Source organism: Veillonella sp. VA137 (assembly GCF_003992015.1).
Classification (GTDB): domain Bacteria; phylum Bacillota; class Negativicutes; order Veillonellales; family Veillonellaceae; genus F0422.
Map to the genome: position 1 here is coordinate 1 of NZ_RQVK01000003.1, position 22,421 is coordinate 22,421.

Consider the following 22,421-nt stretch of genomic DNA (forward strand, 5'->3'; position numbering starts at 1 on the left):
CCATTAAACCGTCCTTCACCTAAGGTTTAGTCATTATAGTTTTCATCATGTGTATACTCTTTATAATATTCTAGTATTCCTCAATGAAAAATCAATTTTAATCTATTCTTTTTTCAATTTTTATTATCTATATCCAAAAATAATAAAACATTTTTCAACATCATCATATTCATAAGGAATACTAAATTTATTAAGCATACGCTCTATTTCTGATTGTTTATCAGTAACACATGTTTTTGGCTCAATTAAACGTCCTTGACCAAGAACTTTCTCAAATTTACTTCTAATTTTAAACCATTCAACAATTCTCATATTCATATGAAAAAAATGTTCATCAGCATCAATCGTCCAATATATGCTAGGCTCTTCTTCATCAAAAAACGTCTTATATTGTATCGGGATGTCTCTCATGTTCTCCATGATGGAATCTATCAGTTCTTTCCATTTTGTATTGTTCATAAAAGAGGTTAGATTTCTTTCTTCAAGAACCTGCTTAATTTTTTCTTTTTCAGTTTTTTTGTTGTTATATTTCCCATTTTCAATCTCGTCTATAATGTGTTGCATAACAGATAACTCTCTATTATCTAGTTCTTTATAAACATAAGATGGCGATATACATTGTTTATCTCTTTGTACATAATACCACCCGTAATGCATCCAACCAGTCACTATAAAATGGAAATCTCCCTCCCAACTTATATCGAAATAAATTCTATCGTCAACTTTAGAACTACTTATTTTTATAACTCCACTTCTCGAATTTAGTTTTTCACATAAAATAGTATGTATTGATTGCATCTATCACTATTTCTCCTTACACCTTCAAATTTACCTGTCTATTTCTAATACAAACATTTTATTCTTCAAACTTTTCCTCAACATTAAAAATCACTTCACAATCGCAACCAGCACCATTTTCTCGCAAAAATTCTATAACCTTTTCAATATCCATATTTTTATCTTTCAAAAACTCATTTGTTAAAGAAAAATCGTGATTACACTCTACCGTTTCTGATTTATCATTTAGATAATCAAATAATTCATAAAATAATTTCTTTTCCATCGGTAAGTTCTCTTCAAATTCTTCCATTTGTTTGACTTGATATTCTTGTAATAATTTTCTCTTCTCAAATTTGTTCATGAGCTTTTCTCCTTTATAAAATTGTTGTTTTAAATCATTTATTTTTTTTACCTTATACACCATATCTCCACTATTCCAAATATACATAATTGCCGTCACTGGTCTTTTTCCGTCTTCCCGAAGCCATCCTGTAAATGTAGTTGTATTGCCATAATAGCCTTCAATAATGATTTCAAATTCTGAGTCTGTATATTCATCCATAAATTGTTGTAAACCAATAGACTTTCCATTGAAACGCCCTTCACCCAAGGTTTTGTTAAATATCAATACATCGCAAAGGTCGATATCACATTTTTCAAAACATATTTCACCTGGATACGATCTTTCTTCACCTTCTACAAATTCATATATTTTATTCACTTGTAACGTCAAAGTTTCGTTGTAATATGTGATTTCTTTCACCCTACTATCATGAAGGCTAAAAAGGATGTTGCTATTTCTATCGTGTATAAATTTCATACCATTACTCATAATATCACCTTAATATGTTTAGTCATTATAGTTTTCATCATGTGTATACTCTTTATAATCTTCTATAAATCCAGTGCTGTTTCATCCAAGAGAAAGTCCTCTACTCCAATATATAAAATTCCATCATCATCAAATCTAGGCACTATGTTGTTTCTAACTATAACAATTTTCTTAAATGAATCTCCCGTTCTTCTCAAGGATTCCGTTTCTTGTACTTGTTTTTCTTTTGTATCAACATTAAGTGCCGATTGAATATAATATCTATTACTTCCTCTATTGATAACAAAGTCTACTTCTAAATTTTTTCTAACCGTTTTTTTATTCTCATCTTTATAGTTATATTCCACAACACCAACATCTACATTTAGTCCCCTCATACGAAGTTCATTATATATTACATTCTCCATAATATGTGACTGCTCATTCTGTCTGAAATTTAACCTTGCATTTCTAAGCCCAATATCTGAAAAATAGTATTTGTACGGAGATGATATATATTTCCTTCCTTTCACATCGTATCTTCTAGCCTTTTCAATTAAAAAAGCATCAATAAAATAATCCAAGTAATTACTTACTGTAAGCTGAGATATCTTTATATTTTTTTCTGACATAAAAGTATTCGCCAGCTTAGTTGGATTAGATAAAGAACCAATAGATGAAGATATAATATCCAACAAATCATCCATGATAGATGCATCTTTAAGAATTTTATTGCGCTCCATGACATCTTTAATATAGGTGCTTGTAAACACATTCTTCAAATACTCGCTCTTTTTTTCATGATTACTTAGCTGTACAGACATTGGCATGCCACCGTACAAACAATATTCATCAAAAGCCTTTCCCTTGTCGCCTTCATAACATGAATAAAATTCTGCAAATGAAAATGGATATACTCTTATTTCATCACCACGATCTCTAAACTGCGTTAGCACATCTGATGAAAGCATCTTTGAATTACTGCCAGTAATATATACATCTACATTCGGAATTTTCATAAGCCCAAGCACCAAATCAACAAAGTTTACCTTTGAGTCAGTGCCTTCCAGATATGGATTAGAAATTTCTTCTACAAATTGAATTTCATCGATAAAAATATAATATTTACGTCCATTATCTTGTATTTTATCTCTTAAATAATCATCTAGCTCAATTGGATTTCTGTATTTGATATTCTTCAGACTATCAAGTGCAATCATTATAATTTGATCTTCACACACTTCACTAGAAAGTAAATACTTTCTATATAGTTCAAATAAAAGATAAGATTTTCCACATCTTCTAATACCTGTAATAATCTTTACTCTTCCATTATCTTTTTTGTCGATAAGTTGATTTAAATATCTTGGTCTTTGTACTTCCACTCTCATACCCCATTTAATAATATATTGTAAATACGCATTTTTATTAAATCTATTTACTATATTATAGCATTCTTAACCCACAACTCCAATTAGCACTTTTAAAATAAATGCGTATTTACTACTTTTAATTAAATCATTGTAAAATAAAGCAAAAAACGCCACATACTTTCACCCTATAACAGGCTATGAAAGTACATGACGTTTCTAATAGATATGTAATTGTCTAATGCACTAGTACCCAAAGTACCCTAACTTTCAGATTAGTGTGTACTTTTAGAATCATTACGACGGCAAATGCCCGCAAAGATAGATCCTGTAAAGTTGTGGATAATAGAGAACACGGCGCCTGCTACGGCTGCTTGTGGTGTAAAGTGTTTCAATGCCAAACTAGCTGCCAAGGCAGAGTTTTGCATCGCCACTTCGATTTGCATAGCACGACGATCTGGTACGGTAGAACCGAACAGACGACAAATGAAATATGTCACTACATAACCGCTCACATTTTGCACCAAGCAAGCCAAGAAAATCATCACACCATGGGCTAAAATATTATCACGGCTAACGGCAGTGACACCAGCTAAGATGATCAATACAGCTACGGCACCTACTGTTGGCAAGACTTCTTTCACAGGTTCAATGCGAGAACCGATGAAATAGTTCACAATAATCCCTAGTGCAATTGGCACGGCAATGATTTTCACGATGGACATGAACATTGGCCAGAATGCAATATCTACGGTTTGTCCTGCGTATAACACGATGAAGAGCGGTGTTAATACGGGCGCTAATAACGTGGATACTGTTGTGGCAGATACGGACAATGGCACATTACCATTTGCCAAGAATGTCATTACATTAGATGCGGTACCGCCTGGTGCTGCCCCTAACAAGATAAATCCTAAGGCGATTTCTGGTGGGAATCCAAACAAGGTACCTACTAACCAACCTGCTAGTGGCATCCACAAGAATTGAATCAAGGATACCAAGATCACTTGCCACGGTTGTTTAAATACGTCTAAAAATACTTTTCCTGTTAATGTTAAGCCCATGCTGAACATAACTAATTGTAACAAAGGAACTGTTTGTTTCGCTGCGCCCATGAATAGTTCTGGCACTAAAAATGCGATAACTGCCATAGCTAACACAATCCATGCTAGGTAATCATTGAACAAGCGATTAATACTACGAATAAAATTCATATGTAACCTACTTTCTATAAAAAATGAGAACTTTTCAATTATAACAAATATTTCTCTCTAATAAAAGGGATTTATCTTAAATTTATAATATATTTGTCCATTTATGTGTTACAACTATTAGCTGTGATGTCCATCGTATAGTTTTCGTCCTACTCCCCTGATCATAACTAGGATCCGTTATTTTATATCAGAAAATGTTATCTACTTAATTGTATAATGCAATTTCACTTTAAAATAAAAAAGAAACATAAGTGACGATAACTCCTAACATCAACATTAGATGCCTAGATTCCTCATCACTTATATTTCTTCCTTGTGAGACAGTTGTATGTAAACTGATTAACTAGCTATTTAAAAACTCCTCGATTACAGGATTTTTCATCATCTCAGCTTGCTCTGCCTCTGTAATAACTTGTACTTTATCTCGGTCCACATTAACCAAGCAGAGGAATCCTAAATGATCGTCTTGGTTCGCACGGAATTGGTGTGCCATCAATTTAGGAATTTCAATCATATCCCCTTCTTGTACGTTTTCCACGGTGTCGCCTAGTAAACATTGGCCTTTCCCACGGAAGATCATGACCATATGCGTATGTTCATGGCGCTCCATAGTGCTATACCCACCTGGTTGTACCTCAAAATAACGGAATTGGCATGGAATATCCCAAGCTCCATCAAACAAAACTTGACGGGTCACATCTTTAAAAGGGCTATTATCTTGCTTGTACACCAACGTGTCGACTCCATCCCAGGTGTATTCTTTTTGATTAAACTTGCGTATCATACTAACTCCTATAAAAGGGCCATCTTGGAATCAATCCAGATAGCCCCTCCTTGTATTCTAATATATACCTGGCATATCACCAGATAGTACGCCTTATTTGAATATTTTCTTAATAGCGCCCAAAATGCCGCCATGTTCATGAACATAGTCTTTCACAGATTCCACTTCAAAACCTGTTTCGTCGATAGCTGCACGAATGGTTGCTTCATCCGTTTTAGTATGGTCAAAGCGAATACGCACTTCTTTTGTTTTTAAATCTACAGTGGATTCTAGTACGCCTGGTAACCCACGAACAGCACCATTCACAGTATTTTCACAGTTCACGCACATCATACCTGGCACGTGAAATAATTTTGTAGTCACATTACCTGTGCTACCACAACCGCAATCTTTACACATAGTTCCTCCTAATTATTTTGTTTATGACTATTAGTAGCACCAGCTTCTACATCAATAGTTTCCGCTTTTGCAGGCTCTTCTTTAGCTACTTTTTTATCGCCACTAACAGCATCTTTAAATTCATTAATACCTTTACCGATGGCCTTACCAATTTCAGGTAATTTTTTAGGACCAAAGATAACAAGAGCAATAATTAAAATAAGAAATAATTCTTGTGTGCCAAAATTAAACATGCCTAATACCTCCTATTTCAAATCAATTAATTTTTATGGGCAGAATCATCTACATACCATTCTACTGGTTCATGAGTTAATACCGCACCTGGTAAACAATGGTCTACTCGATCCTCCCAAGAATATTCTTCATATTCCTTACGTTGGCGAAGCACGCGTGCTAAGGCCGCCTCTTTAGAAGCACCTACCACCGTGAACCACACAGATTTCGCATTCACCAGCATTGGGAATGTTAATGTCACACGTTCCCATACTTTGCCATCTTTTACGGCCACTACCATACGATCACGTTCATACAAAGCTTCAGATTTAGGGAATAGGGACGCTGTATGTCCATCATCACCTAAGCCTAGTAAGACTAAATCTATGGATTCCTTTTCTGTACGCTTCAAGACCATTTTTACTTCTTGTTCATATTTATCTGCTGCTTCCTCCACAGTACCATTATTTGTTGGTACTGGATAATAGTGAGCAGCTCCCATAATATTTCCAAATAAGCGATCTTTTGCACGGCCAAAATTATTATCTGGATTCGACTGTGGTACAAATCGTTCATCTACCCAAAGGAAGAAAATATGCTCCCAATCGATACGATTTGTATACTCATCAGAATCGAGCAAAGAAAATAATGCATTCGGAGTGGTACCTCCAGATACAGCCACCACACAAGCGCCTGTTTCTGCAATGCATTCATTTGTATAGGTTAAAAATCGATCGGCCACTGCTTTCGCCACGTCATCTCCTGTAGGAAATGCATGAATTATATCTCTCGCCACGACCAAGATCCTCCTTCTAATAACTCTTCCGCTTCTTTTGGTCCCGCACTGAAAGCTGGGTAGAAGCATAACGGTGTTTCTTCATCATTTCGTTCCCATGCTTCAATCAATGGCTTAAATAAGCGCCATGATTTTTCTACCGCATCGTTGCGAACGAATAGTGTTTGGTCTCCTAATAAACCATCTAAAATCAATCTTTCATAAGCATCTGGAATGTCTGCTAATTCCTTAGAATTGCTATAAGAAAAATCCATTTCTAGGGTGTTAACACTCAGCTTAGATCCTGGAGATTTCACCTCTAAGGACAATCCCATTCCTTCATTTGGTTGCATGCGAAGAACCAATACGTTTTGGTTAAAGTCTTTCGCATGGAACGGTTTAAAGATGGAGTGCGGAATTGGTTTGAAAGTTATGGCAATTTCGCTAGATTTCTTCGGCAATCGTTTTCCTGTGCGAAGATAGAACGGCACATCACGCCATCTCCAGTTATCTATGAATAATTTTAATGCCACATAGGTTTCTGTCGTAGACGTCGGTGGCACATTTTCTTCCTTCCGATACTCTGGGGCTGGACGTTCTGTATTACCAGAATCTGCATATTGACCACGCACTGCAATATCGCCTAATTTTTGACGATGTAAACTGCGAATAGAGGAAATTAACTTACCAATTTCATCACGGTAATCGTCAGCATTAAAACTAGCAGGTGGTTCCATGGCAATCAAAGATAATACTTGAATCATATGGTTTTGCACCATATCACGCAAAGCGCCTGCCCCATCATAATAGCCTGCACGTTTTTCTACGCCTAATTCTTCGGCTACAGTAATTTCTACACGCTCAATATATTTGCGATTCCAAAGCGGTTCAAATATAGCATTGGCGAAACGAAGCATTAAAATATTCTGTACCGTTTCTTTCCCTAAATAATGATCGATACGATAGGTTTGCTCTTCCGTAATATATTGTTTCAAGGATTCATCTAATGCAATAGCACTTTCTAAATCATGTCCAAATGGTTTTTCAATGATGACACGGGACCAAGAACCTACTTCTTCTAACAGCTTTGCCCCATGTAATTCACGTACAATAGGTTCAAATAACTCTGGTGGCATGGCTAGATAAAATAGTGCATTCCCGCCTGTACAATGAGCATCTGCCACACGCTCTAATTCTTCGCGCAACGCTACATACGTAGACGGCTCTGTATATTGACCAGCTACATAGGAAAAGCGTTCAATAAATGCTTGTTCTTCTGCATTGGGTTCACGGTCACCTAAGATGGATGCTTTCACTTGTTCACGAAATTCATCGTGGCTCATCGCTGTCCGTGCTACGCCCACTACGGCTACCTTCGGTGAAAGTAAACCACGTTGAAACAAGGAATAAATAGCTGGCAACAATTTACGCTTCGTCAGGTCTCCGGAGGCCCCAAAGATAACAATGGCACCTGCCCCTGGTGTATGTTCAATACATAATTCTTCTTTTACATTATAGGACACATTCATGGTGAATCTCCTCTTACATCAGTTTCCACTGGAAACACTAATACTGTACCTTTTATTATAGCACAAACCCCACTATTGACAATGGTCATCGACCTTTGACTTTTTCATTTTCATAGGGTATAATAATTAAGCACAATTTGTGCAAAGTTTTATTAATCTATGAGGTGATAATCACATGGCAACGAGAAGAGAAGCACGATTTAAGTTATGCCGTCGCTTCGGTGTGAACGTTTTCGGTCACGCGAAGGCTTTAAAACGTGTAAAAAAAGACCAACGTCAAAAGAAAATGTCTGAATATGGTCTTCAATTATTAGAAAAACAAAAAGTTAAAGCATACTACAACTTGCTAGAACGCCAGTTCGTACGCTATTACGATAAAGCGAAAAAAATGCACGGTGTTACAGGCCAAAACATGTTGAAATTGTTGGAATGCCGTTTGGACAACCTTGTATATCGCATTGGCTTCGGTAACTCCATCCGTCAAGCACGTCAAATGGTAAACCATGGCCACATTCTTGTTAACGGCAAACGCGTTGACATCCCTTCTTACCAATGTAAACCAGGTGATGTAATTGAACTTCGTGAAGCTAGCCGTGACAACGAAATGTTCAAAGTGAACTTCCAAGAACTTCGTTCTTTCGAACTTCCTTACATCGAAAAAAATCTTGACGCTTTCCAAGGCACATTAACTCGCCTTCCTGAACGTGAAGAACTTCCTATCGAAGTAAACGAGACACTAATCGTCGAATTGTACTCCAAATAATAGGATACTACAGCAACCAGTCTTCGGATTGGTTGCTTTTTTTTATGCTTTCATAGTTGAAATTATTGTGGGCAGTTTATATAATGAAAGTATATATCATTCATTATATAGTAAGCGAGGTGCGATTATGAAAAAACTGTTTCTTCTACTAACGATTTTTTCGCTTTTTTCAATGTCAGCATTTGCCGTTTCATTAGATGAGCTAAGAAATACACCTGAAAGATATAAACTAGTCCAAGCTAATTCATTAGGTGAAGAGTATATCGATATTAATTCAATAAGTGTAATGATATATAATCCACCTTACTATACTATTAACGCAACCACTTATATTGTTGCTTATGACAAAACTGTAATAATGCAACTTGATAACATTTTCTTTTATAATTACAATCAATCTGTAAATTCTTTAGTAAAAAAATTTATTACACCTGAAGAAGTAACCGCTCGTATAAAAAAAGACACAGGTATAAAATCCCAAATTAAAGGTGCTGCAGTTTTCAATTATGATGGAAGTATCCAAGAAACTTATTACCAATATAATTTATCTAACTCAATGTACATCCCTTTAAAAGCCGATATCTTCTTAGCTACGTACATGTCAGCATTATATAGTTTTTACAAATCTTACAACATGTATTTTAATCCACCTTCTAAAGGTCAGTTATTTTAAAGGTAACCACTATGTCACAAATTCTTTTATCAATATTTTACTTCATTCTAGCTGGCATTGCCGAAATCGGCGGTGGCTATTTAGTATGGCTTTACCTGAAAGACGATAAAAGCCCGTGGTATATGCTCGCAGGTGCTATTACCCTCATCATTTATGGTATCATTCCTACCCTTCAGGAGGCTCCCTTCGGAAAAGTCTATGCTGCCTATGGCGGCATCTTCATTGCCCTCTCTATTTTATGGGGCTATTATGTGGATGGCATTACACCCGATCGATATGATATCATCGGCGGTATTGTGTCTATCATCGGGGTGTTGATTATTATGTATTATCCTCGGTAATAACGTTAATTACAACTATATATACAAAAATCTCTAGTCAAAGCGATGCCTTACGCACTCGCTTACACTAGAGATTTTTATTATCTATTAAATTTTTTCACCATAGAAGATCAATTCTTCATCTTTCACAAGAGCATAGGAACGTGTACCAAGTCCCATGCGGTCTGCACGTAGTAAGATGGCTTGCCATTCGCTGTTAGGGGAAATATCTTTGAAATAATCCCACGTACGTTTTTCTACTGTGCTTAATACGCCATGTTCAACTGGTGTAGCTTGGGTAATAATGTCTCCCAAAGCTTCATCCATAGCCACCATGTCATAGGATACAACAATGCCTAAGTTACCTACGATTTCGTTAGTAGCACCAGCCTCTTTCAGCTTATCTTGGTTCACATAATCCGCCACAATGTCCATCGCTACCCCTACATGGAATCGTTGACGATTTCTAGTGGCAGCTGCTGCATATTCAGCTACCGCTTTATGATGCTCTGTACCTGTTAAGGCTACCAATTCACGACGACCTTCTAGGCTCGCAGAGTACCACCCTGTATTGTTCACAGCCCCAGAGAATCCGCTGTACTCATTCGCTTTAATGTGATTCACAGAAATCACCACATCACTGGTAGCAATGCGTTCGTCGATATAGGCTACCTTCACAGATTCACCATCAGGAATGATGACCTCACAAGAATGGTTGCTAGGCTCATCCACATAAACCACCGTTCCACCTTCGGATTCAATGCGAGCTTTCATATATGCCACTACCGTTTCATACGCCTCATAATCGCTGTGCAAATCATTGCGAAGTAGAGCTACCTTTTTGCCAGCGCAACCAATTTCATCAAAACCAATTTTGCGCAACAAAAAATCTAATCGTTTATGAATTAATTCTTGATTAACCTCTTGTAAAGGGGAGTAATATACTTCCATATCATGCCTCCTACAACTACGTCATTTTGTAAAAAAGGGCTGCATCTACTGACACAGCCCTTACTTTGGCGGAGAGAGGGGGATTTGAACCCCCGCGCCAGTTTCCTGACCTACCGCATTTCGAGTGCGGACTCTTCAGCCACTTGAGTACCTCTCCGTATACGACGGCGTTCTTTGAAAAAATCTTTCATAATTTGACTGCATTCCTCTTGCAATACACCCGCCAACACCTGTGGTTCATGGTTTAGATTTGGATGTGAAAGTACATTAAACAAAGATTCTACCGCACCGCCCTTATAATCGCTACTGCCATAGACAACGCGATCAATGCGACTGTTAATTATGGCACCAGCACACATAGGGCACGGCTCTATCGTAACATAAAGCGTGCAACCGGTCAACCGCCACCTTTCAAGCATGGCATTCGCTTCACGGATGACAAGGACCTCTGCATGAGCCGTCGCATCATGGTCAATCTCGCGTCTATTGTGATGACGACTGATAACCTTGCCTTCATGCACCAACACAGCTCCAATAGGGATCTCGCCCATATCATAAGCCTTCCGTGCCTCTACCAAGGCTTCACGCATATACTCTTCATCAGTCATACAGTCACTTCCTTTCCAATTGCCGCTATTCAATAGAATACCATACTTTCAGAGAATCGTCACTTCTTAAGCTAATTATGATATAATAAAGAGTACATGCAAACATTTTGATGACTTCACTGAGGTGACAATCTTATGGAACAACGAGCTTTTAGTAAAATCAATGTGGGGCTTGCTATCACGGGCAAACGTGATGACGGGTACCACAATATAGATACCATTTTTCAATCTATTTTCTTAGGGGATTCCCTCTATTTCGCACGCCACCATTCTGTGGTGTTCTCTGGCGATGCGCCTGAACTGCCGTATTATATGGCACAATTAATTCCCTATACAGAAAGTAATATTGCTATGAAAGCCCTTCGTATGGTGCAAGACTATACGGGCTGTAAACAAGGGGCTGCCATTCACTTGTTAAAACGAGTTCCTCCTTGTGCTGGCATGGGCGGTGGCAGTGGTGACGGTGCCGCTATGTTACTAGGTCTTAATAAATTTTGGGATCTTCGCTTAACCGATGAGGAACTATTGACCATGGCAACTAAACTTGGTTCTGATGTACCTTTCTTACTGAAAGGCGGTACTGCCCGTGGCACTGGTCGAGGAGAACAATTAGAAGTCTTGCCAACTAGTAGCGCTCAATGGCTACTAATCGTAAAACCAGAAGTGAGCATTTCCACGGCAGAAGCCTACGGAAGATTCACGGGGACTTCTCGTGTCACTTCAGACACGATGGATACCGTTACCACACATATGAACGCCAAAGACTTTCATCAAGCTTTTATTAGTAGTGACAACACCTTTGAAGAATTAATATTCCCTATCCATCCAGAACTTGCATCATGTAAGCAATTTTTCTTAGACCGTAGATTTCCTACCATCATGACTGGTAGCGGTCCTACTATGGTGGTTCTATTGGAAAAAGCACTCGATGCGATTCGATTACAAGAAGACATCAAAACAGCTGGTCATAACTGGCTTTCACTAATTACGAAAACACATGATGAGGAGGCCCTACGATGAATACACCACGTTTACAACCCATTCGTTTAGACGCGTACAAACCGCTTCGTGAAATTGTTAGCGATGCGTTACGCCAAGCTATTCGTGACGGTCTATTGCCACCAGGCGAACGCCTCATGGAGATTCCTTTGGCGGAAGAGCTCGGTGTGAGCCGTACTCCTATTCGTGAGGCAATCCGCATTTTAGAGCAAGAAGGTCTTGTGGTGATGATTCCGCGCCGTGGCACCTATGTGGCAGATATGAGTTTGAAAGATGTGACAGAGGTCTTTGAACTTCGCTCTATCTTGGAAGAGCTCGCTGCAGAACTCGCTGCAGAGCGTATTACCAACGAAGAAATCGAGGTCTTAGAGCAACATCTGGTAGAAATCGGCAACTACATGAACGAAAATAATTTAGACAAAGTCGTACAAGCCGATATTCTATTCCACGAAATTCTTTATAAAGCGTCTCGTAATGATCGTCTTGTGGAAATGATAAACAATCTACGAGAACAAACGTTGCGCTTCCGTACATTGTCTATGAGTCAAACAGGTCGTCTCGCCAAAACTTGGGATGAACATCGTCAGCTGGTGGAGGCAATCTCCGATCGCGATGTAGAACGAGCTCGCCAGATTGCTCGCATCCATATGGAAGAATCTGAAAAAACATTGTTAGAAGGTATGCAATTAAAAAGCCATGAAGGCTAATGTATCTTTCACATATCATAATTGAAATAGAAAGGGTCCTTATAGGACCCTTTTCTAGTTATCTATATATACATAAAATCATATTAGTATAGCATCTACAACAAAAGAGGAATGGCCCTGTATTCTCAGTTCCATTCCTCGTTTTTAAGTTCTATACCATTTTAGTTCTATCATATGTTTTGGCTCTATCATATATTTTGTAGGGACAGCAAAAGCCATCCCCCAAGATATATTTTTTATGCATACCATAGACATCCCATAGGCAGATCATTCAATCTGCTTATGGTCCAACCTCTATTTGCCACTCATATATTTCGCTTTAAATGCCGCCAATTGCGCTTCTTCTAATGCCATGCCTTCCTCTTGGAAGTGAGCAATACTTTGCTCCATTTCTTCGTAAGCTGTTGGCACGATTTTCGTAAAGCGATCTTTGTACAATACCCAGTTTTCAAGCATGTGACGACCTTGTTTAGAGTTCGTATGCAATACATGTTGTTGTATTAATTCGTGGATCCGTGCTAGGTCACTTTCAGTAGTTTTACGAAGTTCCACAAGTCCTGTGTTACAATAACGTCCATCTAAATCAAGCACATACGCATAACCACCGGACATGCCAGCCCCAAAGTTACGACCTACACGGCCAAGGACAAGGACCTCACCGCCGGTCATGTATTCACAACCGTGGTCGCCCACACCTTCTACAACGGCTGTGATACCGCTGTTACGAACGCAGAACCGTTCCCCAGCTACACCATTGATATAGGCAGTACCAGAGGTAGCTCCATAGAATGCTACGTTACCGATTAAGATATTTTCATGCGCTTCATAGGTAGCAGCCTTTGGTGGATACGCAATGATAGTACCACCCGACAAACCTTTACCAAGATAATCGTTGGCATCCCCTTCGAGTTCCAATGTCATACCGTTCGGGATGAAAGCACCAAAGCTTTGACCAGCAGACCCAACGAAATTTAATTTGATGGTATTCTCTGGCAAGCCCGCTTCGCCATAACGACGAACTACTTCGCCACCGACTAAGGTACCTACCACACGATTCACATTACTGATTGCCAATTTAGCACGAATTGGTTTTTGATCATCCAAAGCAGGACGACACATGCGAAGTAATTTTTTCATATCCAAGGTGCGTTCCAATTCATGGTCTTGGTCGATGCTGTGCATATGACCAACAGAGGCATCTGTGTATGGTTTGAACAGGATTCGTTTCAAGTCCACACGAGATAATTTGAAATTATCGTCTTGGGAGCGTTGGCGTACTAAATCGATACGACCTACTAACTCACGCACGCTACGAATGCCTAAACGAGCCATTATCTCACGCAATTCTTGGGCGATGAATTTCATCAAGTTTTCCACATATTCTGGTTTGCCTGTGAATTTAGCACGCAATTTTTCATCTTGTGTCGCCACGCCGTACGGACATGTATTCATATGACAAACCCGTGCCATGCGACAACCTACTGCCACTAATGGCAAGGTACCAAATCCGAATAACTCCGCCCCTAGTAAGGCTGCGATAGCCACATCATAGCCAGTCATCAGTTTACTATCTACTTCCAGTTGTACACGGTCGCGCAAACGATTCAACATCAAGGTTTGATGTGTTTCTGAAAGCCCTAATTCCCATGGCACACCTGCATGTTTTACCGATGTACGACCTGCTGCACCAGTACCACCATCATAGCCGGAGATGAGGATGCTGTCTGCTTTCGCTTTCGCTACCCCTGCAGCAATGGTACCTACCCCAGCTTCTGAAGTCAATTTTACAGAAATCGCTGCACTTGGGTTAACACATTTCAAATCATAAATCAACTCTGCCAAGTCTTCGATAGAATAAATATCGTGATGAGGTGGTGGAGATACTAGCTCTACCCCTGGTGTAGAATGACGAGCTTTCGCAATGTCTGGGTATACCTTTTTGCCCGGTAATTGACCGCCCTCACCTGGTTTCGCACCTTGGGCGCATTTAATTTGCAATTCTTTTGCATGTACCAAGTAATTCGTAGTCACCCCAAAGCGACCGGACGCAATTTGTTTTACTTCACTATTGCGATTATCTCCATTGGCATCGAGAACAAAACGGCTTGTGTCTTCTCCGCCTTCTCCAGAATTCGATGTAGATCCTAAGCGATTCATAGCGATTGCAATGGCTTCATGCGCCTCTTTACTGATGGCACCATAACTCATAGCGCCAGCTTTAAAGCGTTTCACAATGTCTTCCACTGGTTCTACTTCTTCCACAGGAATACCGCCACCTACAGGGAAATTCAATTCCATCAAGCTACGCAAGGTCACATGATAGTCATTGCGAATCATTTTAGAGTATTCTTTGTATGTATTATAATCCCCTTCGATTAAGGATGTTTGCAACAACTTAATCGTATCTGGATTAAATAAATGCTCTTCTCCATCTTTCATAGGTCCGTACCAACCACCTGGTTCAAGGACTTTCACATCTTCTTTGAAAGCCCGTTGGAATCGTTCCAATGTTTCATGAGCCACACCACCTAAGCCGATACCGCCAATGCGTGTCGGTGTATTCGGGAAGTAGGTACTAATAAAATTTGTATTCAAACCCAATGCCTCAAAGATTTGCGCCCCATGGTAACTGCGCACAGTGGAGATGCCCATTTTCGACATGACTTTCATAATGCCAGATACAGAGGCCTTGATGTAGTTTGCTTCTGCTTCCTCTGGTGTAAGGTCTCCCAATCGGTTGGTGGCTTGTAAGTCACGTACTGTTGCTAATGCCACGTATGGATTGATGGCCGTTACACCATATCCTAAAAGTGTACAGAAATGATGCACTTCACGAGGTTCCCCAGATTCTAAGATTAAGCCCATTTCTGTGCGCAATACGGTGTTAATCAGGTGATTGTGCACTGCAGCTACTGCCAATAAGGCTGGAATTGGCGCATGGTGTTCGTCCACGCCACGGTCAGACAAGATCAACACATTTTGGTCTGTGCGAGCTGCTTCCTCTGCATCTTTGCACAAACGGTCTAAGGATTCTTTCATACCTTCCGCACCTTTGGCAGGATCAAACAAGATTGACAAGGTCACAGATTTCATGCGACGGCAGTCCAATTGTTTAATACTTGCCAATTCTTGGTTCGTCATAATTGGAGTTCGCATAGAAACTGCATATGTACCCACTTTGTTAGGGTCTGTTAAATTACCGCTATTGCCTAGCATCACTCGTGTAGAAGTTACCATTTCCTCTCGGATCGCATCGATTGGTGGATTTGTCACCTGTGCAAATAGTTGTTTGAAATAGGAATACAACATTTGCGGTTTATCCGACAAGATTGCTAGCGGTGCATCGGCACCCATAGAACCAACTGGATCTTTTCCGTCTTTCGCCATCGGGATAATCATACGTACCAAATCTTCTTGTGTATAGCCGAATACTTGTTGTTGCATAAACAAGTCTCCTACTTCTGGGATGCTATCTTCCGTAGCTTGTTGAATCTCCGATAAATGAATGACATGCTCTTTTACCCACTCGTGATAAGGAAGTTCTGTAGCCACTCGTTGCTTGATTTCTTCATCAGAAATGATACGGCCTTCTTCTGTATCGATTAATAGCATTTTACCTGGCTCTAAGCGACCTTTCGCACGAATCATATCGTCCGCTTCATTCACTACACCTACTTCAGATGCCATGATCACACGGTCATCAGCTGTTACATAATAACGTGCAGGACGCAAGCCATTTCTATCTAAGACACCACCGATCACTGTACCATCGGTAAAGCCCATTGCTGCCGGTCCATCCCATGGCTCCATCATGAAACTATTGAACTCGTAAAAATCATGCTTTTCTTGGCTCATCAAGGTATTGCGTTCCCACGGTTCTGGAATCATCATCATGATCGCATGTGGCAAGCTACGGCCTGTCATGTGCAAGAACTCAAGGGTATTATCAAACATAGCAGAGTCAGACCCTGTATCGTCCACCACAGGAAACACTTTTTTAATATCTGGGAACAATGGAGATTCTGCTTTTCCTTCACGAGCATTGATCCAGTTTACATTACCACGGATCGTGTTAATTTCTCCATTATGTACTAAGTAACGGTTAGGATGTGCCCGTGCCCAGCTTGGGAATGTATTCGTACTGAAACGAGAGTGGACCATTGCCAAAGCAGAGGTGAAATCTAAATCGTTCAAATCTAGGTAAAAGTTTCGTAATTGCACTGGTGTCAACATACCTTTGTAAACGATGGTTTTGGAAGACAAGGATGCAATGTAGAAATCGCTACTCATTTCTTTACTCAATGGGACGATGCGTTTTTCCGCAATTTTACGAATCATATATAATTTGCGCTCAAACTCCGCTTGGTTCGTCACATCTGGACCTTTACCAATAAGGATTTGGATCATCCAAGGGCGAATCAAGGCTGCCTCATGTCCAACTGCTGTAGAATCTACCGGTACTTCACGCCAGCCTAATACGATTTGACCTTCCTCGCGAACGACCTCTTCTAGGATTCGCTTTTGCTCATTACGCAATGTTTCGTACTTATGAGCAAAGACCATGCCCACTCCATAATCGCCTGCAGGTGGTAAATGGATCCCTAACACTTCGCACTCACGGCGGAAAAAGTCATGTGGAATTTGTACTAAGATACCCGCTCCATCGCCAGTATCCTTATCGGCGCCAGCACCACCACGGTGCTCCAATCGCTCAAGAATACGCAAGCCATCGTCGATAATATCGTGGGACTTTTTACCTTTAATATTGACTACAAATCCCATACCGCACGCATCTTTTTCAAATTGGGAACTATACAAACCATTTGCTTCCAAATGGCGCTGCTCCTCATGTTGTTTTGCAATGGTACTCATTTCCATCATAACCCTCTCCTCCTGTAGGCTCTCTATTACAACACTAGCGTACTTAACACTAGGTATACATATACTGAAAGTTCTAATTCATATGTCAACTGACTGTACTTTACAGTAGTTCGGCTACATGCTGTATTAGCATCCACCTACTATATACTCACTCTGTAAAGAATTAGCCTCTTATGATAATCAGTAACTACATTTCATAATAATCATAAAATATAGTTCTAATTCTATAGAATATAGAACTGTATACTATACTAGCAAAAATTATATTATTTTTCAATACATATTACTTATGTATACATGTATTCTTAAATAATCCATCTCTTTTTACTTCTTACCCCATGACTTCAAACTCATATATTATTGTGTATCATCTATTAACTCTTCAAAAATCTATACATTTACTTTCATGGGGTCTTTCAACATTACTTTCATCCACACCCTTATATATGCCTACTATGCAAGAAAACGCACAGCTACCCTAAGGTAACCATGCGTTTACGTCATTGTAAAAGTATTCTATTATACGATGCGAACAATCCAACCTTCTGGCGCTTCGATTTCACCATGTTGAATGCCAAGTAATGTTTCGCGCAATTTTGTTAATGTTGGTCCCATTTCATCCATGCCGCTTGGGAAGAAGATATCTTCTTCTTTTGTATGAACCATGCCAACAGGAGAAATAACAGCTGCTGTACCGCAGAGACCACATTCAGCGAAGTCTTTCAATTCTTCTTTATACACTTCACGATGTTCCACCGTCATACCCAAATAATGTTCAGCTACATACATCAAGGAACGACGAGTAATCGATGGAAGAATACTATTTGATTTAGGCGTTACTAATTTACCATCTTTCGTGATGAAAATAAAGTTTGCTCCACCAGTTTCTTCTACCTTTGTACGAGTTTGTGGATCCAAGTACATATTCTCTGCATACCCTGCTTCGTGGGCTGCTTCTAGCGCATGCAAGCTCATAGCATAGTTCAAACCCGCTTTAATATGACCTGTACCATGCGGTGCTGCACGGTCAAAATCGGAGATTTGGATTTTCAATGGCTTCACGCCGCCTTTGAAATAATCCCCTACAGGAGTACCAAAAATACGGAATTGGAACTCATCTGCCGGTTTTACACCGATAACACTGTTCGTACCCATCAAGAATGGACGAAGATACAAACTACCACCTGTGCTATACGGAGGCACAAACTCTTGGTTCGCTTTTACCACTTCTTTCACAGCCTCGATAAAACGATCTGTTGGAAATGGTTGCATTACAAGATATTTCGCAGAATCATACATACGCTCAGCATTTAAATCTGGACGGAAACACACAATATGACCATCTTTTGTGTAATATGCTTTCAAACCTTCAAAAATTGTTTGCGCATATTGGAATACACCAGCACATTCATTAAGGACAATATTCGCCTCATCCGTCAAACCGCCTTCATCCCATTGACCATCCTTGAAATTAGACACATAACGGAATGGCGTTTCTTTATAACTAAAATCTAAATTGTTCATATCAATCTTTGCCATACTGTCCTCCTATAATTCCATACCTGTGAAAGCCGTGAAAGTACACGTATATCCGTCCTTCTAGCCCTTCACATCATATGAATATTTACTGATTTGTATTTTATATAAAAACTATTATACACCCAACACGGAAAATGTACAAGAGTTTACCAATTAAACCTGCTTTAAGTAATGTCACTTTTTTATGAAGCCTTACATTGATTGAATACATACAAGATCATCAAGTGTTAGCTCCTTGTCTATTACATCATCCCAACCCGCATCCTTATATATTTTCTCCAAGATACTATGCGCAATCCAAGACCCACCTAATAGATATCCAGCATTAGTAGATTGATATACTTCTACATAAAACCACTTTGCTTCGGTCTCCTCATTCTCTTCATCTGCTGATATTTGATGAAGCAACATAGTAGCTAGATCATGAATCTTTTGTATTTTCTCCGCATCAATTTTATAAAAAGAGTCAGTAATGGTAGGTACGCCTTCTCCATGACCTACCTTTCGTACATGATTCCTCAACGCACTATCATTCTTCAAGGTACTTATATCGTTTGCTTTATCCCAACACATTTCATGAAGAATCATCATATCAGCTTTTGCTATGTCCATATGATTAGCATAAAAACTATACACATATTTTTTCTCATTAGGTCTATCTTCCACAATTTTAATAAGAAGATTATCCATCACTGCTGCAGGATTTTCTATTAGCTTAATCCCCTCTATCCGTTCATAATAGGAATCTATGTATCCCTCAACTTGTCTCATCACCAATATGAGATATTTCCTACGTTCTACATACTTTTGGTCTATCAAATCACTTTCACCTCTATGTATACTACTCCTTTTACCACTCTTCAGTCACATACAAGGTAAACTCCTTTTTCCATGATTCTGGTATAGGCGTACTTTCATAAAACCAATAACATATACAATATTTTATAAAATTTAAGCAAACTTTAATTGGCACATCATCATAATACTTACCCTCATTTCTACAATAGGAAACAAAATCTTTTAAGAAAAACACAATTTGTTTCGGCTTTGTCGTATCTCTCAACCCTCTAAGCATATATTGTTCTAGTTCATCCAATGAGTCAATCTTTCCATTTACATACTTAGACATAGTATGAATAAATTCCGCAGTATCATGTGCTTCTGTTAGGTCCACTACAAATGTATCTTCATCAGTTACTATCTTGTCTCGCAACAAATCATACTCTGATTCTTCCAAATAAATAATTTCATTATGGGGCGGATCTATCGTTTCTGTCCAAGAAGTCTCTTGCACATAGTATAACTTGCACAGCTCTAATGGTATGGATGACCAAGATTCCATAGCTTCTGTTTCAACAGCCCATCTAGGCATAACATTACCAGCAAAAAACGTCCACACCAATAGAGCATCTAAATCTCTATGCATATTAAAAGAAAATATGTCCCTCAAATAACCTAGAATTCCACTTTTTCTTTTCATCGCTATATCCAGATTTCTAAAAATGATATAGAGTTCTCGAACGGGTTCCACTCCTTTAGCATTACCATATAATAGGATATCTTCCAAATGATATAAATTTATAATTCTTTCATCAATGAGAAACTTTTCCTTAACAACCTTGTATATATCATCCCAAGTATCGATATGATTTCCATCAAGTTCTATCATCATTCTATGGTCCGTGCTATTTTCCATATGCAAAGACTTATACTGTGTTTCCGAAATCGCTTCCATAGAAACTATACGTGCCAATGTATTTCCCCCTTTCTCTTTTTATATTCTAGCAGAAAATTTATACATTCCACCATTTAGTAAATATATATATACCCTCGATACAAACAGCACTATAAAAAATATATTTTAAAATATTGCGCACTGTCGAATTAAACCAATACAATAACTCTTTATGTGTCCAATAATAATATCCTACAATCGTATATAGAACCAGCACTAAAGAGTTCCACTTTATCAAATAATTTGTGAAGCCATAGCGAACATATATAAAAAAAGCCACGATGAACAACAACGTACGTAACAGATGAATCACTACATTTGTAAAAGCAGTATATCGTTCGTAATTATATTTCCAACAATACACACATAAAGGAATCAACCCGATGCAATGATAAAAGAAAAACAAAGTATCTTCAGTTTCAGCACCATAATCATGCAATGTATTAAGTATAAGTTTAACTAATTCAAGCATGATCCACCTCTTTTAGTGGAAGTACTAACTTTTTTAAAAATCTAAAAAGACCACTATTAATACTAAATCCAGCTAGTATAAAACATAATCCATTAAAAGGAGGGATGAATATTAAAATCGCCCAAATCGGTGGTATCTGCATAGATCTAAATCGTTTGATAATAAAAAGAAACAACAAATACTGTATACCACCTACAAACAATAATGCTATTACAATTAAAATCTCAAGGCTTACTCCATTTTTTTCTAAAATAGATCCAGGTATACCTACTCCCCAGCCCCATAAAAAAATCCACCATAGACTTTTCCAAAAATCTTTTGCAGTCATAGGTTTATATGGATTGAAAGTATCTTTTATCGTCATTTATATCCACCAATTCTCTCTATAAAACATCTAACAAGCAATATACTTCTCAATTTATATCTAATTATATTTTATCACAACAAATATCCATCTCCTAGAATTGCCCTCATTCGTAGATCATCTCAAGGTGTTCCTATTCTCTTGAGCTTACATGCTTAGAAGATTGGAACATGTGCCGAAAAAACTTCATAAGTCGTAGCCTGTGAATATATTACGCATACATTACACAAACAAAGAAGCGCGCGGCATATTCCGGAGCAAACCTACCGTAGAATCAGTTTGTGGAGGAATGTGCCGCGATCTTCCATTTGCAAGAGATACTGCACAGGCTACAAATGGAGCCAGCGTATATGTTCCGCTCTTCCCTTTGCCTAATCAAGACCGCCCCAAGATGGAATAGAATAGAAAAGACTCCTATGGGATAATCCCCATAAGAGTCTTTTCGTCTTGCAGTATGTTGTCATCCTAAGATGACTATATAATAACTTCGTTCAGCAGCAAACCAACTTACACATTCGCTGACTCACCGGAGTT

At 38.7% G+C, this 22,421-nt stretch carries 21 protein-coding genes and 1 tRNA gene; 5 read left to right on the forward strand and 17 right to left on the reverse strand.

Features of this window, described 5'->3' with window-relative positions; genetic code table 11:
* Positions 1-123: 123 nt before the first annotated feature.
* The 9 genes from EO116_RS01930 to zwf all read right to left on the reverse strand — a co-directional run bounded on the left by EO116_RS01930 (position 124) and on the right by zwf (position 7,875).
* Positions 124-798: a DUF6678 family protein gene (locus tag EO116_RS01930; RefSeq protein WP_127160415.1), complete on the reverse strand. Its 675-nt coding sequence runs from the start codon at positions 796-798 to the stop codon at positions 124-126.
* A gap of 58 nt (positions 799-856) precedes the next feature.
* A complete protein-coding gene (locus EO116_RS08525; protein ID WP_206168313.1) occupies positions 857-1,612 on the reverse strand; it encodes a DUF2695 domain-containing protein in 756 nt (251 codons plus the stop codon).
* Between the two features lie 62 nt (positions 1,613-1,674).
* Complete coding sequence (locus EO116_RS01945; protein WP_127160416.1) at positions 1,675-2,976, reverse strand: ATP-binding protein; 1,302 nt, start codon at positions 2,974-2,976, stop codon at positions 1,675-1,677.
* A 260-nt stretch (positions 2,977-3,236) separates the two neighbouring features.
* The gene (locus EO116_RS01950; protein WP_127160417.1) at positions 3,237-4,175 is read right to left on the reverse strand and encodes a bile acid:sodium symporter family protein; all 939 of its coding nucleotides are present in this window, start codon (positions 4,173-4,175) and stop codon (positions 3,237-3,239) included.
* 343 nt (positions 4,176-4,518) lie between these two features.
* A complete protein-coding gene (locus EO116_RS01955) occupies positions 4,519-4,959 on the reverse strand; it encodes a cupin domain-containing protein (RefSeq protein ID WP_127160418.1) in 441 nt (146 codons plus the stop codon).
* 93 nt (positions 4,960-5,052) lie between these two features.
* Positions 5,053-5,358: a heavy-metal-associated domain-containing protein gene (locus EO116_RS01960; RefSeq protein ID WP_127160419.1), complete on the reverse strand. Its 306-nt coding sequence runs from the start codon at positions 5,356-5,358 to the stop codon at positions 5,053-5,055.
* An 8-nt stretch (positions 5,359-5,366) separates the two neighbouring features.
* Positions 5,367-5,591, reverse strand: coding sequence for a twin-arginine translocase TatA/TatE family subunit (locus EO116_RS01965; RefSeq protein ID WP_127068892.1), 225 nt, complete (start codon positions 5,589-5,591; stop codon positions 5,367-5,369).
* Positions 5,592-5,617: 26 nt separating this feature from the next.
* Positions 5,618-6,367, reverse strand: coding sequence for a 6-phosphogluconolactonase (pgl, locus tag EO116_RS01970; protein WP_009352975.1), 750 nt, complete (start codon positions 6,365-6,367; stop codon positions 5,618-5,620).
* Positions 6,352-7,875: a glucose-6-phosphate dehydrogenase gene (zwf, locus tag EO116_RS01975; protein ID WP_127160420.1), complete on the reverse strand. Its 1,524-nt coding sequence runs from the start codon at positions 7,873-7,875 to the stop codon at positions 6,352-6,354. Before zwf ends, pgl begins: the two co-directional genes overlap by 16 nt.
* Before the next feature lie 175 nt (positions 7,876-8,050).
* Here zwf and rpsD point away from each other — a divergent pair, with 175 nt between their 5' ends.
* From rpsD to EO116_RS01990, 3 genes are all read left to right on the forward strand, one after another.
* A complete protein-coding gene (gene rpsD, locus EO116_RS01980) occupies positions 8,051-8,638 on the forward strand; it encodes a 30S ribosomal protein S4 (RefSeq protein ID WP_126939854.1) in 588 nt (195 codons plus the stop codon).
* A gap of 127 nt (positions 8,639-8,765) precedes the next feature.
* Complete coding sequence (locus EO116_RS01985) at positions 8,766-9,311, forward strand: hypothetical protein (protein ID WP_127160421.1); 546 nt, start codon at positions 8,766-8,768, stop codon at positions 9,309-9,311.
* A 20-nt stretch (positions 9,312-9,331) separates the two neighbouring features.
* Complete coding sequence (locus tag EO116_RS01990; protein ID WP_197413469.1) at positions 9,332-9,652, forward strand: YnfA family protein; 321 nt, start codon at positions 9,332-9,334, stop codon at positions 9,650-9,652.
* A gap of 87 nt (positions 9,653-9,739) precedes the next feature.
* Here the strand turns inward: EO116_RS01990 and EO116_RS01995 are convergent, their stop codons facing one another.
* The 3 genes from EO116_RS01995 to tadA form a co-directional block, all read right to left on the reverse strand.
* Complete coding sequence (locus tag EO116_RS01995; protein WP_127160422.1) at positions 9,740-10,582, reverse strand: DUF362 domain-containing protein; 843 nt, start codon at positions 10,580-10,582, stop codon at positions 9,740-9,742.
* A gap of 66 nt (positions 10,583-10,648) precedes the next feature.
* A tRNA-Ser gene (locus tag EO116_RS02000) sits at positions 10,649-10,739 on the reverse strand.
* On the reverse strand, positions 10,693-11,190 hold the full coding sequence (tadA, locus tag EO116_RS02005) for a tRNA adenosine(34) deaminase TadA (protein ID WP_127160496.1): 498 nt from the start codon (positions 11,188-11,190) through the stop codon (positions 10,693-10,695). The genes EO116_RS02000 and tadA overlap by 47 nt, the downstream gene beginning before the upstream one ends.
* A gap of 135 nt (positions 11,191-11,325) precedes the next feature.
* On the opposite strand from tadA, the gene ispE reads away from it, so the two are divergent.
* Together ispE and EO116_RS02015 are read left to right on the forward strand one after the other, a co-directional pair.
* On the forward strand, positions 11,326-12,210 hold the full coding sequence (gene ispE / locus EO116_RS02010; protein ID WP_127160423.1) for a 4-(cytidine 5'-diphospho)-2-C-methyl-D-erythritol kinase: 885 nt from the start codon (positions 11,326-11,328) through the stop codon (positions 12,208-12,210).
* Positions 12,207-12,896: a GntR family transcriptional regulator gene (locus EO116_RS02015; protein WP_127160424.1), complete on the forward strand. Its 690-nt coding sequence runs from the start codon at positions 12,207-12,209 to the stop codon at positions 12,894-12,896. The genes ispE and EO116_RS02015 overlap by 4 nt, the downstream gene beginning before the upstream one ends.
* Before the next feature lie 294 nt (positions 12,897-13,190).
* On the opposite strand, the gene gltB is transcribed toward EO116_RS02015, so the two are convergent.
* The 5 genes from gltB to EO116_RS02040 form a co-directional block, all read right to left on the reverse strand.
* Positions 13,191-17,777: a glutamate synthase large subunit gene (gene gltB / locus EO116_RS02020; RefSeq protein ID WP_370447260.1), complete on the reverse strand. Its 4,587-nt coding sequence runs from the start codon at positions 17,775-17,777 to the stop codon at positions 13,191-13,193.
* A 519-nt stretch (positions 17,778-18,296) separates the two neighbouring features.
* Positions 18,297-19,316, reverse strand: a complete 1,020-nt coding sequence (locus EO116_RS02025) for a branched-chain amino acid aminotransferase (RefSeq protein ID WP_127160425.1) — start codon at positions 19,314-19,316, stop codon at positions 18,297-18,299.
* A gap of 192 nt (positions 19,317-19,508) precedes the next feature.
* Complete coding sequence (locus EO116_RS02030; protein WP_127160426.1) at positions 19,509-20,087, reverse strand: hypothetical protein; 579 nt, start codon at positions 20,085-20,087, stop codon at positions 19,509-19,511.
* A gap of 79 nt (positions 20,088-20,166) precedes the next feature.
* Positions 20,167-21,051 (reverse strand): hypothetical protein, encoded by an 885-nt coding sequence (locus tag EO116_RS02035; protein WP_127160427.1) that lies wholly within the window; start codon positions 21,049-21,051, stop codon positions 20,167-20,169.
* A gap of 464 nt (positions 21,052-21,515) precedes the next feature.
* Entirely contained in the window at positions 21,516-21,887 is a 372-nt protein-coding gene (locus tag EO116_RS02040) for a hypothetical protein (protein ID WP_127160428.1), read from the reverse strand.
* Positions 21,888-22,421: the final 534 nt, after the last annotated feature.